This window comes from Exiguobacterium aurantiacum (genome assembly GCF_024362205.1).
Lineage (GTDB): Bacteria > Bacillota > Bacilli > Exiguobacteriales > Exiguobacteriaceae > Exiguobacterium > Exiguobacterium aurantiacum_B.
The window spans coordinates 3,031,441-3,043,125 of the sequence record NZ_CP101462.1 but is presented as its reverse complement, the minus strand read 5'-3'; the positions used below and the strand labels follow the sequence as shown (position 1 = coordinate 3,043,125).

13 protein-coding genes are annotated in these 11,685 nt (G+C 50.4%); 11 read left to right on the top strand and 2 right to left on the bottom strand.

What is annotated here, in order from left to right; all coding sequences use genetic code 11:
* The first annotated feature begins 729 nt into the window (after positions 1-729).
* From rpmH to NMQ00_RS15790, 4 genes are all read left to right on the top strand, one after another.
* Positions 730-864, top strand: a complete 135-nt coding sequence (gene rpmH / locus NMQ00_RS15805; protein WP_015880216.1) for a 50S ribosomal protein L34 — start codon at positions 730-732, stop codon at positions 862-864.
* A gap of 167 nt (positions 865-1,031) precedes the next feature.
* Positions 1,032-1,385, top strand: coding sequence for a ribonuclease P protein component (gene rnpA / locus NMQ00_RS15800; RefSeq protein ID WP_255177448.1), 354 nt, complete (start codon positions 1,032-1,034; stop codon positions 1,383-1,385).
* A gap of 102 nt (positions 1,386-1,487) precedes the next feature.
* Positions 1,488-2,348: a membrane protein insertase YidC gene (gene yidC, locus NMQ00_RS15795; protein WP_114165092.1), complete on the top strand. Its 861-nt coding sequence runs from the start codon at positions 1,488-1,490 to the stop codon at positions 2,346-2,348.
* Positions 2,349-2,468: 120 nt separating this feature from the next.
* Positions 2,469-3,011, top strand: a complete 543-nt coding sequence (locus NMQ00_RS15790) for an HdeD family acid-resistance protein (protein ID WP_255177447.1) — start codon at positions 2,469-2,471, stop codon at positions 3,009-3,011.
* A 16-nt stretch (positions 3,012-3,027) separates the two neighbouring features.
* Here the strand turns inward: NMQ00_RS15790 and NMQ00_RS15785 are convergent, their stop codons facing one another.
* Positions 3,028-3,780 carry a nucleotidyltransferase domain-containing protein gene (locus NMQ00_RS15785; RefSeq protein WP_255177446.1) on the bottom strand — a complete coding sequence of 251 codons (753 nt, stop codon included), beginning with the start codon at positions 3,778-3,780 and terminating at the stop codon, positions 3,028-3,030.
* Positions 3,781-3,950: 170 nt separating this feature from the next.
* On the opposite strand from NMQ00_RS15785, the gene mnmE reads away from it, so the two are divergent.
* The 5 genes from mnmE to NMQ00_RS15760 all read left to right on the top strand — a co-directional run bounded on the left by mnmE (position 3,951) and on the right by NMQ00_RS15760 (position 9,739).
* Entirely contained in the window at positions 3,951-5,330 is a 1,380-nt protein-coding gene (gene mnmE, locus NMQ00_RS15780) for a tRNA uridine-5-carboxymethylaminomethyl(34) synthesis GTPase MnmE (RefSeq protein ID WP_255178738.1), read from the top strand.
* A 15-nt stretch (positions 5,331-5,345) separates the two neighbouring features.
* Positions 5,346-7,232 (top strand): tRNA uridine-5-carboxymethylaminomethyl(34) synthesis enzyme MnmG, encoded by a 1,887-nt coding sequence (gene mnmG, locus NMQ00_RS15775; RefSeq protein ID WP_255177445.1) that lies wholly within the window; start codon positions 5,346-5,348, stop codon positions 7,230-7,232.
* A 4-nt stretch (positions 7,233-7,236) separates the two neighbouring features.
* On the top strand, positions 7,237-7,953 hold the full coding sequence (rsmG, locus tag NMQ00_RS15770; RefSeq protein WP_255177444.1) for a 16S rRNA (guanine(527)-N(7))-methyltransferase RsmG: 717 nt from the start codon (positions 7,237-7,239) through the stop codon (positions 7,951-7,953).
* Positions 7,954-8,032: 79 nt separating this feature from the next.
* Positions 8,033-8,911: a nucleoid occlusion protein gene (noc, locus tag NMQ00_RS15765; protein ID WP_255177443.1), complete on the top strand. Its 879-nt coding sequence runs from the start codon at positions 8,033-8,035 to the stop codon at positions 8,909-8,911.
* Between the two features lie 45 nt (positions 8,912-8,956).
* Positions 8,957-9,739 (top strand): ParB/RepB/Spo0J family partition protein, encoded by a 783-nt coding sequence (locus tag NMQ00_RS15760; RefSeq protein WP_029596439.1) that lies wholly within the window; start codon positions 8,957-8,959, stop codon positions 9,737-9,739.
* Here the strand turns inward: NMQ00_RS15760 and yyaC are convergent.
* Entirely contained in the window at positions 9,712-10,338 is a 627-nt protein-coding gene (gene yyaC / locus NMQ00_RS15755; RefSeq protein WP_255177442.1) for a spore protease YyaC, read from the bottom strand. The two genes, NMQ00_RS15760 and yyaC, sit on opposite strands and share 28 nt — an antisense overlap.
* 169 nt (positions 10,339-10,507) lie before the next feature.
* Between yyaC and NMQ00_RS15750 the strand changes: the two genes are divergently transcribed.
* Together NMQ00_RS15750 and NMQ00_RS15745 are read left to right on the top strand one after the other, a co-directional pair.
* A complete protein-coding gene (locus NMQ00_RS15750; RefSeq protein ID WP_255177441.1) occupies positions 10,508-11,446 on the top strand; it encodes a mechanosensitive ion channel family protein in 939 nt (312 codons plus the stop codon).
* Positions 11,436-11,639: a DUF951 domain-containing protein gene (locus tag NMQ00_RS15745; protein WP_034780313.1), complete on the top strand. Its 204-nt coding sequence runs from the start codon at positions 11,436-11,438 to the stop codon at positions 11,637-11,639. Before NMQ00_RS15750 ends, NMQ00_RS15745 begins: the two co-directional genes overlap by 11 nt.
* The last annotated feature ends 46 nt before the right edge of the window (positions 11,640-11,685 follow it).

Sequence of the window (11,685 nt, the reverse complement as noted above, 5' to 3'; positions counted from 1 at the left end):
ACGATATACACATACACTATTCTATAGTAGATACTAGGGTTATCCCCAGAGAACAAAAACTGTGGATAACGTTATCCACATGGTGTTGATGTTGGGGATAACAGTTATCCACAGACTGTGTATATCTTGGAATTGCTAAAAGTTCATCCACAAGTTTGTGCACATTCAGTTTATCAAAATAAAATAGACGTGGCAACGGTTTTCGATATTTATCCACAGACTGCAAAAAGAATCCACAGGTAGTTATCCACATGCTGTGTATAGTGTGGATAAACTGTGGATATGTTGTGGATAATTAGAAGTGAAGGAACAAAGGGATAGAAAAGTTATACACAAAAGAGGAAGAAGGAATTGTTGGGAATATTTTTTTAAGAGAAGAAAATGAAAAATTAAAAAACTGAATCGTAAAATTGTTGAAAGAAGAGGAGTTATTCACATATAAGTGTGGATAACTACTGCAATATGTGGATAAAATGGCTTTAGACGGCTATTTGTAAAAAAGTCACTGGTGGATTGTTAAGTCTCGGTGTTACTTATCGCTTCCGTTTCTTCTAGATCATGCCATCGTGAGGCGATCGTCCCCTCTTCGTCTGAAGGATTTCCCCCTAATTGAAAACCTGACGAAAACTCATTGACAATATAGACAACAGTTTATATAATCTTAAAGACTGCCTTAAATGAAACTATAACTTGCTAATAGAGCGTTAACCTTGAGGAGGTGCTTTAACAATGAAACCAACTTTCAATCCTAACAACCGTAAGCGTAAGAAAGTCCACGGATTCCGTGCACGCATGGCGACTAAAAACGGCCGCAACATTCTTGCAGCTCGCCGTCGTAAAGGCCGCAAAGCCTTGACTGTCTAATACAGATCATGAGATTGCCCGAGGAATCCTCCTTGGGCAATCTTTTTTTATATCGTCACAGAAGTCACACAAACCGACGGAAAAAGCTGATTCGCTCTCGTTGAAATCTATGGGATATGGTATGATGTTAGTTGACGATTTTTGAAGTGAAGGATGGAGTGAGAATTTTGAAAAAAGAATACCGCCTGCAAAAGAATGAAGAGTTCCAAGCGGTGTTTCGCGAAGGACGCTCCGTGGCCAATCGTCAGTTTGTCGTCTACACGCAAAAAGCGAATCAAGCGCACTTCCGGGTCGGACTTTCGGTCAGCAAAAAGCTTGGCAATGCCGTGGAACGAAACCGGATGAAACGATTGATGCGTGAATCACTTCGCTTGCTCGAACCAAACGTGGCTCCGCACAATTACGTCATCATTGCGCGCAAACCTGCGACGTCACTGACGCAAGATGAAGTGACGGAAAGCTTGAAACACGTCTTTAAACGGGCTAAAGTTTGGAAGCAGAGACAAGTCGATCGATCGTAACAATCCGAGCTCGTTCTTTCATATATAACGCGAACTAATTAGGATTGACCGATAGACGTGTGATGAAACAAAAGAATCGATAAAGAAAGCGTAGGAGGAACTATGAGCAAAAAGCTAAAATTAGGATTGTTGGCCGTCATGACCGGCGTCATCATGTTGATGGCTGGTTGTGTCGACCCATCGACGATCCAAGGAGAGCCGATCACGGCTGAGACGGAAGGCTTTTGGTCGAAATACTTTGTTTGGCCACTAGCATGGTTGTTGAAAGAAGCGGCTTACTTAATTGGTGGGACGTGGCAGTATGGTTACTCGATAATCGTCGCGACGATTATCGTCCGCCTCTTGATTTTACCGCTTATGATCAAGCAGACGAAGAGCATGGGTGCGATGCAAGTGTTGCAACCGGAGATGCTCAAGCTCCGTGAGAAGTACAGCTCGAAAGACCAAGAGACGCAACGCAAACTGCAAGAAGAAATGATGAAAATGTATCAAGAGTACCAAATCAACCCGCTCGCGGGCTGCTTGCCAATCTTGATTCAAATGCCGATCTTGTTCGCGTTCTATGATGCGATTCGTCGGACACCTGAAATCTTTGAAGCACAGTTCCTCTGGTTCGACCTCGGGGCGCCGGATCCAACGTTCATTTTGCCGATTCTCGCGGCAATCTTGACGTATGCACAGCAAAAGATCTCGATGGCGGGCCAAGAACAGAACCCGCAATTGAAAATGATGCTCTATATCTTCCCAGTGATGATCTTCGTCATGTCGATCACGCTTCCAGCCGCCCTCTCAATGTACTGGGTCGTCGGTTACATCATCTCAATCATCGTGACGATGGCAATCATGCTCCCGATGCGTGAGAAGATGAAAGTCCAAGCTGAAGCGAAGATCGCGGCGAAAGAAGCAGAACGTGCCGCGCTCGCCGAAGAAGAGAAGAAGACAAAAAAGAAAAAACGTAAATAAACGTTGAGGCTGTGGATAAACAATCCACAGCCTTTTTTGTCGCGTTGGATGGATGGAGACAGAATACGGGAATAAAGAAAGAAGTGGTTGAATTCGTTAAATCAGAAAGGAGTCTTTCACATGGAGACGCTCATCAAACGGCTGGAACGGTCGACGTTTATTCAAGCGGCGCTTTATGTCATCATCGGCTTACTCATCGTCTTGTATCCACGCGTCTTTTTTGATGCGATCGTCTATTTGGTCGCGGCTTATTTTGCTATCATCGGTCTCGTCGCCATCGTTCAAGGGTTGCGGCATAAACGGGACGGCCTCCCAGCCGGTTTCTTTTTGGGAATCATCTATATCTTGATCGCTTTGATCGTCTTTTTCTTCGCCGAAACGTTAGCGAGCCTGCTTCCGATCTTTATCGGCGCTCTATTTTTGTTCGGCGGCATCATCCGATTGATTCAGGCCGTCGGATTTCGCCGGACCATCGCCAATCGATGGATGTATTTCATGCTGAGCAGCCTATTATGGATTGGAATCGGGTTACTCATGTTGGCAAACCCGTTTGACAGCCTGCTCGTCTTGTTCCAACTGTTCGGTGGTTTTCTTATCGCCGTCGGGGTGGTCGAATGGGTACTTTATTTCACGCTCCGCTCGTCGAGACGTCAACAAGGATAAACGAAAGCCGCTCACACTAGGAGCGGCTTTTTTCGCGTGCCATGAGATGGTCGAGAAAGGGACCAATCTGCTCGAACGCATCCGTCGTCTTGAAGAAGGACCGTTCGGCTTCGAGGCGAGCGACATACCACCGCGCGGCTGTGGCATGATGATCGGGTGTCAACGCTTCATAGAAGCTCCGGATTTCAATCCGCTGCCGGGCAGCCACGTCTTTCAGTCCGAGTGCGGCCCGTTCGGGTTCGTAGTGCGCGGCGAGCGCATAGGCGAAATGGCTCATGCCTTGCCGGAGCATCTCGACGGCCCAGACATCGTTGCCACGGTCACGGGCTTTCGTATATTGGAAAAAGAACCAAATCGCATCGATCACGTGTCCGCCTAAGTCTTCATCCGACAAGGTGAGCGAGCTCGAGTGATGTTGCAACCGGTGTTCCGGGTCATATAGTACCGTGACCGCGTCTTGATGGTTCAATGTGTCTGCTGTCACCGTGAAGAAATCGAGATGTAAGAAATCATCGTAGACGACAATCAGTTGCGGGGCCACGATATCGATTTCGTCCTCGAGCAGAATCGGGCGATATGTGGCCAGATGGTCACGGCGGCGCGACAAGAATGCATTCAGACTGTCATGGGCGACCATGACGTATAAATCGACGTCGGAATGTTCATCCGCTTCGCCACGCCCGAACGATCCTTTCAAGAATATGGCCTGCACATCGGCATCGGAAATGAGGCTGTCAGTCAATGTGGCGATGGCAGCTTGCTGTCGCATTTCATCACGTCCTCCATGGGAATATATTCCTTTATTGTACTAAAGTAATTCCCTGAAATGCAAGCGCGGCTCGAGAGGTCGGACTCTTTCGTTCGAGACAAATATCGTGTATAGTAGGTGCGTTATGCATAAGATAGAGGAAGTAGTAAGAAGTATGGGAGGGAAAGATGATGCTAGAGTTTGACACGATTACGGCGATTTCGACGCCGATGGGTGAAGGGGCAATCGGAATCGTCCGCTTGTCCGGTGACCGCGCCGTCGAGACGGTGGCCCATGTGTTTTCTGGGAAAGATTTGACGGAAGTGGAGTCACATACAATCCATTACGGAAAATTGAAACGTCCTGGCACGGACGAGGTCGTCGATGAAGTCATGGTGAGCATCATGCGCGCACCGAAGACGTTCACGCGAGAAGACGTCGTTGAAATCAATTGCCACGGAGGAATCGTCGCGGTCAATCGTGTCCTCGAACTGATTCTTGAACAACCGGACATCCGCTTGGCAGAACCCGGCGAGTTCACGAAACGCGCCTTTTTGAATGGACGCATCGATTTATCGCAAGCAGAGGCGGTCATGGACTTGATTCGTGCTAAAACGGATCGAGCCATGAACGTGGCCATGTCACAGATGGAAGGACGTTTGTCACGGCTCGTCCGCGAGTTGCGTCAACTATTGCTTGAGACGATTGCGGCGGTCGAGGTCAACATCGACTATCCGGAATACGATGCCGAAGAGATGACCCAAGCCATCGTCGAAGACAAGGCGGGCGAAGTCAAACGCGTACTCGAGCAGTTACTTGAGACGGCGCGACAAGGCAAGATTTTACGTGAAGGGCTCGCGACAGCGATTATCGGTCGACCGAACGTCGGCAAGTCTTCGCTCATGAACACGCTCGTGCAAGAGACGAAAGCGATCGTCACGGAAATCGCTGGTACGACGCGCGATACGATTGAAGAATATGTGAACGTCAAAGGCGTTCCACTCAAGTTGATTGACACGGCCGGGATTCGAGAGACGGAAGATATCGTCGAGCGGATTGGTGTCGAGAAGTCGCGCAAGGCGCTCGCGGGCGCTGACTTGATTTTGCTCGTCTTGAACGGACACGAAGGTCTGACGGTCGAGGATGAGGCGCTTTTCGAGGCGATTGTTGGCATGAATGCGATCATCATCATCAATAAGACGGACTTGCCACAAAGTATGGATTCTTCTAAGCTGGAGAAACTAGCGGCAGGTCGCCCGATCGTGGCGACGTCTCTCTTATTGGAAGAGGGAATCGACGCCTTGGAGAAGGCGATTTCGAACTTGTTCTTCGCCAAGGGCGTCGAATCACAGGATATGACATATATCTCGAACGCACGACACATTCAACTCATCAAACGGACGATCGAACAAATCGATGAGGCGCTCGGAAGTGCCGTCATGAATTTGCCGATCGATATGGTCCAAATCGATTTACGTCGGGCGTGGGATACGCTTGGTGAAATCAATGGGGATACCGTCCAAGAAAGTTTGATTGATCAACTCTTTTCACAGTTTTGTCTTGGGAAATAATAAGGAGGAACAACTATGGCTTACACGGCAGGCGAATTTGATGTCATCGTCATCGGAGCCGGTCATGCGGGGATCGAGGCGGCACTCGCTTCGGCGCGCATGGGCGCGAAAACGGCGATGCTCACGATGAATCCGGATATGGTCGGATTCATGTACTGCAACCCATCGATCGGAGGTCCCGCAAAAGGGATTGTCGTTCGTGAAATCGACGCCCTCGGCGGTGAGATGGCGAAAGCGATCGATGCGACGTATATTCAAATGAAGATGCTCAACACATCGAAAGGTCCAGCGGTGCGCGCATTACGGGCGCAGGCGGACAAATTCCAATACCAAAATCATATGAAGAAAGTGCTTGAAGACGAACCGAACTTATTGCTTCGTCAAGCGCTCGTCGAACGACTTCTCATCGAAGACGGAAAAGTCGCCGGCGTCGTCACGAATACCGGTTCGGAGTACCGCTCGAAAGCGGTCATCGTCACGACGGGTACATTCATGCGCGGCCAAATCATCATCGGCGAATTATCATATGAGAGCGGTCCGAACAACCAGATGCCTTCGGTCGAATTGTCGAAGCATTTAGAAGAGCTCGGCCTCGAACTCGTTCGTTTCAAGACGGGGACACCGCCACGAATCGACGGCAAGACGATCGACTACTCGAAGACAGAGATTCAACCAGGGGACGACAATCCGTCGCTGTTCTCGTACACATCGAAAGATCTCGATCCAATCGAACAAATTCCATGTTGGCTCACCTACACGAGCGAGCGGACACACCAGTTGATCGATGAGAACTTGCATCGTTCGCCGATGTACTCAGGTGCAATCAAAGGGACGGGCCCGCGTTATTGCCCATCGATTGAAGATAAAGTCGTTCGCTTTAACGATAAACCGCGTCACCAAATCTTCCTCGAGCCGGAAGGTCGCGACACGGAAGAGATTTATGTCCAAGGCTTCTCGACGAGTATGCCGGAAGACGTCCAGCACCAAATGCTCCGGACGATCCCGGGACTTGAGAACTCAGAGATGATGCGCCCTGGATACGCGATCGAATACGATGCGGTCGTGCCGACGCAACTTTGGCCGACACTCGAGACGAAGACGATCGGCGGACTGTTCACGGCCGGTCAAATCAACGGGACGAGCGGCTACGAAGAAGCGGCTGGCCAAGGCATCATGGCCGGAATCAACGCCGCATGCCAAGTGCTCGGCAAAGAGCCGGTCATCTTGGACCGCTCACAGGCGTATATCGGCGTCTTGATTGACGACCTCGTGACGAAAGGGACGAACGAGCCGTACCGCTTGCTCACATCACGTGCCGAGTATCGGTTGCTCCTGCGCCACGACAATGCGGATCTTCGCTTGAGTGATATCGGCCATGAAGTCGGTCTATTGTCACCGGAGCGTCATGCCCACCTTGAAGACAAACGAGCGGCCATCGCAGCGGAAGTGAAGCGCCTCAATGGACTCGTCATCAAACCGTCGGCAGAAGTGAACGCTGTGCTTGAAGAAGTAGGCGCGAACCCGCTCAAGGAAGCGACGCATGCCAGCATTTTGTTGAAGCGGCCAGAAGTGACGTATGCGACACTCACACGCTTTGCACCGGCGCCAATCGAGGTACCATTCGAAGTGGCGGAGCAAGTTGAGATTCAAGTGAAATACGAAGGCTACATCTCGAAGCAGCTCGAGCAAGTCGAGAAGATGCGTCGGATGGAAGAAAAACGGATTCCGGAGAAACTCGACTACGATGCAATCGGTGGTTTGGCGACGGAAGCGAAACAAAAACTAAAACAAGTTCGTCCGCTCTCGATTGGACAAGCGTCACGTATTTCCGGGGTAAACCCGGCGGACGTTTCAATCCTTCTTGTCTATATCGAGCAAGGACAATACGCGACAGTGGAGTGAAACGATGAACCAATCCCAATTTATTGAGGCGTTACAGGCAGAAGGGTTCGAATTGAGCGAGAAACAACTCGCTCAGTTCGAACTGTATTTCGAGATGCTCGTCGAGTGGAATGAGAAGATGAATTTGACGGCGATCACAGACAAAGAAGAAGTGTATTTGAAGCATTTCTACGACTCGCTCAGCGCGGCGTTCCATTTCGATTTCTCAAACGTCGAGACCGTATGTGACGTCGGTGCCGGGGCTGGGTTCCCGAGCTTGCCGCTCAAAATTCTATTCCCGCACCTTCACGTGACGATTATCGACTCGCTCAACAAGCGCATCACATTCTTGAACGAACTCGCGCTCGCGCTCGGATTAGAAGGTGTCGCGTTCCATCACGGACGCGCCGAAGAGTTTGGAAAAAATAAAAAATTTCGTGAACAATTTGATGTCGTGACTGCCCGTGCGGTTGCCCGGATGACGGTGCTCGCCGAGTACTGTTTGCCGCTCGCGAAAGTCGGCGGAACGTTCGTAGCGCTCAAAGCAGCGAAAGTTTCGGACGAGCTTGTCGATGCGAAAAACGCCTTGGCCGTGCTCGGCGGGAAAGTAAAAACGACACACCAGTTCCTATTGCCAGGAGAGATGAGTGAGCGTAATATCGTAATTGTAGATAAATTACGAAAAACGCCTGGGAAATATCCACGTAAAGCGGGTACCCCGGCGAAAGAGCCGCTAATCTGAGTGATCGTGTTTCACGTGAAACTAAAAGCAGATTCCGGTAGTGGAATCTGCTTATTTTTTACATAGAGGGGTGCCGACGTTGAAGAAAACATTTGCTAAACTGTTCGGAAATCGACCGGAAGTAGCCGTTACGGAGCTGGCAGAAGTCAAACCGAATGACGCTGTCCAAGAAATCGCCTTATCGATGCTTCTACCGAACCGTTATCAACCACGTAAAGTATTCGAGCCGGCTAAAATCGAAGAATTGGCCGTCACGATTGATGAGCATGGTCTCTTACAACCGATCGTCGTTCGTAAGGCAGAAGGGGACCGCTACGAGATTATCGCCGGGGAGCGCCGTTTCCGGGCTGTCAAGTCACTCGGGTGGTCCGTCATTCCAGCCATTGTTCGGGAGATGGATGACGATACGACGGCTGCTTTGGCGCTGATTGAAAATTTGCAGCGGGAACAGCTCAGTCCAATCGAGGAAGCGGAGGCGTATGACCGTCTCCTCGCCATGAATGGGTTGAAGCAAGCCGCGCTTGCGAAGAGTCTTGGGAAGAGTCAGTCGACGATTGCCAATAAATTGCGTCTGTTGAAACTACCGGAAGATGTGAAGCAATGTTTGCGTAACCGCCAAATTAATGAACGTCACGCCCGAGCGCTCTTGCCGCTCAAAGAGTCCGGTCTTCAAATCCAGGTGCTCATGGAGATTTTAGAACAAGACTTTAACGTCAAAGAGACGGAAGAACGCGTCGAATTTTTGACGACTCCGATTGAAGAAGAGAAACGGAAACCGAAAAAGCAACGCCGTCGGACGAAAAGTTTCGCCAGAGACACGCGAATCGCCATCAATACGATCCGGGACTCGATCAGTTTGATCGGCAAAACCGGCATCGAAGTCCAAACCGAGGAAGTCGATGAAGAAGAATTTGTTGAAATTCGGATTCGCATCCCAAAAGCACGGCCACAAAAGTGAGCCCGTGCTTTTTTTGTAGCAATCAGATGGAATGGAGGAATCAGGATGGAACGGTTACCGATCAAACACATTCGCCCGAACCCGAATCAACCTCGAAAGCAATTTGAACCAGAGAAGTTAGACGAGCTCAGGCAATCGATTGAACGCTATGGCGTGTTGCAACCCATCGTCGTCCGTAAAGCGAGCGGGTTTTATGAGATCATCGCCGGAGAACGCCGGTTTCAAGCCGCACAATTGGCCGGCAAGACGGATATCCCGGCGTTGATCGTCACGGCTGACTCGGACCGCGTCATGGAACTCGCTTTGATTGAAAACATCCAACGCGCCGACTTGAATGCGATCGAGGAGGCGCTCGCCTACGAACAGTTGATGCAGACGCTCGGGTTGACCCAGCAACAGCTCGCTGAACGCGTCGGGAAAAGTCGGAGCCACGTGACGAACAGCCTGAGACTGCTCCGTTTGCCGAGTGCGGTCCAACATGCGGTCATGGTGGGTGAGTTGACGATGGGACATGCCCGTGCCATCACCGGCATGAAATCCGTTCAGGCGATGGAACAGATCGCTCGTCGCGTTATCGCTGAGCAGTGGACGGTCCGACGGCTTGAGCGCTACTTACAGAAAGAACGCATTGAAAAAAAGACGCTCAAGCGCTCAGACGCCGACGTGGAAGCCGTCGAGGCGGTGCTGGCGGAACGTCTTCAAATGGATGTGTCGATTCGCCCACGTCGAAAAGGGGGCGTGCTTGAGCTGAAGTATTTCTCGCAAGACGACTTGGAGCATCTGTTGACGCTCTTATCGCCTCAAGATTTCGATTCGTCGCGAGATTGACGCAGCCGAGTAATGGCCGCTTCTTCTTGATGGAGCCGTCCGATTCGGGAGTCGAATTCGGCGAAACCGTCTGTGATGAAACGGGCCAACTCATAGACGAGATGTAAACGCGTGTTTTGCAAAATCATCATTTCCATAAAACCGCTCACGTTGACGACGGCTTTAATATTGTACTCACCGACCGAAGGGAGTTCTTTTTGGACACCGGCGCCAGGAGCGAGCGGACCTTCCGAAAAGAAGATGTACCCGACACTCGACAATCGGCCGAGACAGGCGTCGACTGCGATGATGAGGGGACGGTGGAATCGCGTCTGAATCTCATGGAGCGTCTCGACGAGGTTCAAGGCATGAACCGGTTTCGTCAGTGTCCCGTAGACATGGATATTGCGGACGGATCGTTCTTCGAGGAACGTGCCGACGAGCGGTCCGAGGGAGTCGCCGGTTGAACGGTCGGAGCCGATACAAACGAGGACGATCGGACGATGTGTCTCTTTCGCCAATTGGTCGTGCAGTTGATCGGCGAAGAGCTTGGATCCACTCCGTTCGGTATGTTCGATGAAGAAAGAGTATGGTTTATGAGGTTTTAGGCGAAACGGCATGAATCTCATCCTCTCTTCTAAGCTGCCTGCGTCTAGTTGCAATTGCGGAATGACACCGTATTATCCCATTCCCGGAACGTCGAAACTTATAACGTCCGGATGTAGGGTTTGAGAAAAGTCGTCAATTATGGTTTGATGGGTTAGAATCTATGACTTTAGAGGTGACAAAATGGCTTCACAAAATACAGAAACAGACTTGAGTACGGTGGCTGACCAGACGATTGATAACGTCAATCGGTTCGTCGCCTATTTCCAAGACACGGAGATGTGGATCGGCCTCGGCATTAAATTGACGGGTGTCGCGCTCATCATCTTGGCGCTTTACGTGGCGTCACGCATTTTGACGTCGATGGTCCAACGCGTGTTCGCATTACGTAAAATCAAAGAAGATAATATCGTCGCCCAACGACAAAATGAAACACTGTCGAAACTGGCCCAAAACACGATCCGGTACGTCCTTGGCTTGATTATGATTTTGACGGTGCTCGGCCAGTTCGGCGTCAATATCGCCGGTTTGATCGCATCGGCCGGTGTCGCCGGTCTCGCCATCTCGTTCGGCGCGCAAAACTTGGTAAAAGACGTCATTACAGGTGCCTTCATCATTTTTGAGAATCAATACAAAAACGGGGATTATGTCAATTTGAATCAACAAGTCGACGGGACCGTCATCGAAGTCGGGATTCGGACGACAAAGTTGAAGGGATTGAACGGGCAAGTGACGATCATCCCGAACGGACAAATCATGCAAGTGACGAACTACTCGCTCGAGAATAGCGTCGCGGTCGTCGATATCGGTGTCGCCTATGAAGAAGACATGGGTAAAGTCGAGAAGGCGTTGAAAGAGATCGCGAAGACGGTCGAAGAGAAGTACCACGACTTGTTCATCGAGCCGATCACGCTCGCTGGGGTCCAGTCGCTCGGACCATCGGAAGTCGTCTATCGTCTCATGGCCGAAGTGCCACCGACGCAACACTTCGCGGCCGGACGGATTTTGCATAAAGAGTTGAAAGCCGGACTTGATGAGCGCGGAATTGAGATTCCGTATCCGCGGACCGTCATGATGCCGCCAACCACATCGACTAAAGGAGCGCCCGAAAATGCAGGCTAAATCGTATGAGTTGAACGATTTTGTAGAAATGAAGAAACCACATGCCTGTCAAACGAACCGTTGGCAGGTGACTCGGGTCGGGATGGACATTCGTATCAAGTGTCAAGGATGCGGGGCGAGTGTACTCATGCCGCGCCGAGATTTTGATAAGCGATTGAAAAAAGTACTTCCACAAGAGAACGCCGCTGAATAAGTGGCGTTCTTCTCTATGTTACAACCGTGAGTTGCGGTTTAATCGA

Bases quoted from the DNA above. Each gene is read 5' to 3' on its own strand.
- rpmH (WP_015880216.1), top strand. From the start codon at position 730: ATGAAACCAACTTTCAATCCTAACAACCGTAAGCGTAAGAAAGTCCAC.
- yidC (WP_114165092.1), top strand. From the start codon at position 1,488: ATGAGCAAAAAGCTAAAATTAGGATTGTTGGCCGTCATGACCGGCGTC.
- NMQ00_RS15790 (WP_255177447.1), top strand. From the start codon at position 2,469: ATGGAGACGCTCATCAAACGGCTGGAACGGTCGACGTTTATTCAAGCG.
- NMQ00_RS15785 (WP_255177446.1), bottom strand. From the start codon at position 3,780: ATGCGACAGCAAGCTGCCATCGCCACATTGACTGACAGCCTCATTTCC.
- mnmE (WP_255178738.1), top strand. From the start codon at position 3,951: ATGCTAGAGTTTGACACGATTACGGCGATTTCGACGCCGATGGGTGAA.
- mnmG (WP_255177445.1), top strand. From the start codon at position 5,346: ATGGCTTACACGGCAGGCGAATTTGATGTCATCGTCATCGGAGCCGGT.
- rsmG (WP_255177444.1), top strand. From the start codon at position 7,237: ATGAACCAATCCCAATTTATTGAGGCGTTACAGGCAGAAGGGTTCGAA.
- NMQ00_RS15760 (WP_029596439.1), top strand. From the start codon at position 8,957: ATGGAACGGTTACCGATCAAACACATTCGCCCGAACCCGAATCAACCT.
- yyaC (WP_255177442.1), bottom strand. From the start codon at position 10,338: ATGCCGTTTCGCCTAAAACCTCATAAACCATACTCTTTCTTCATCGAA.
- NMQ00_RS15750 (WP_255177441.1), top strand. From the start codon at position 10,508: ATGGCTTCACAAAATACAGAAACAGACTTGAGTACGGTGGCTGACCAG.
- NMQ00_RS15745 (WP_034780313.1), top strand. From the start codon at position 11,436: ATGCAGGCTAAATCGTATGAGTTGAACGATTTTGTAGAAATGAAGAAA.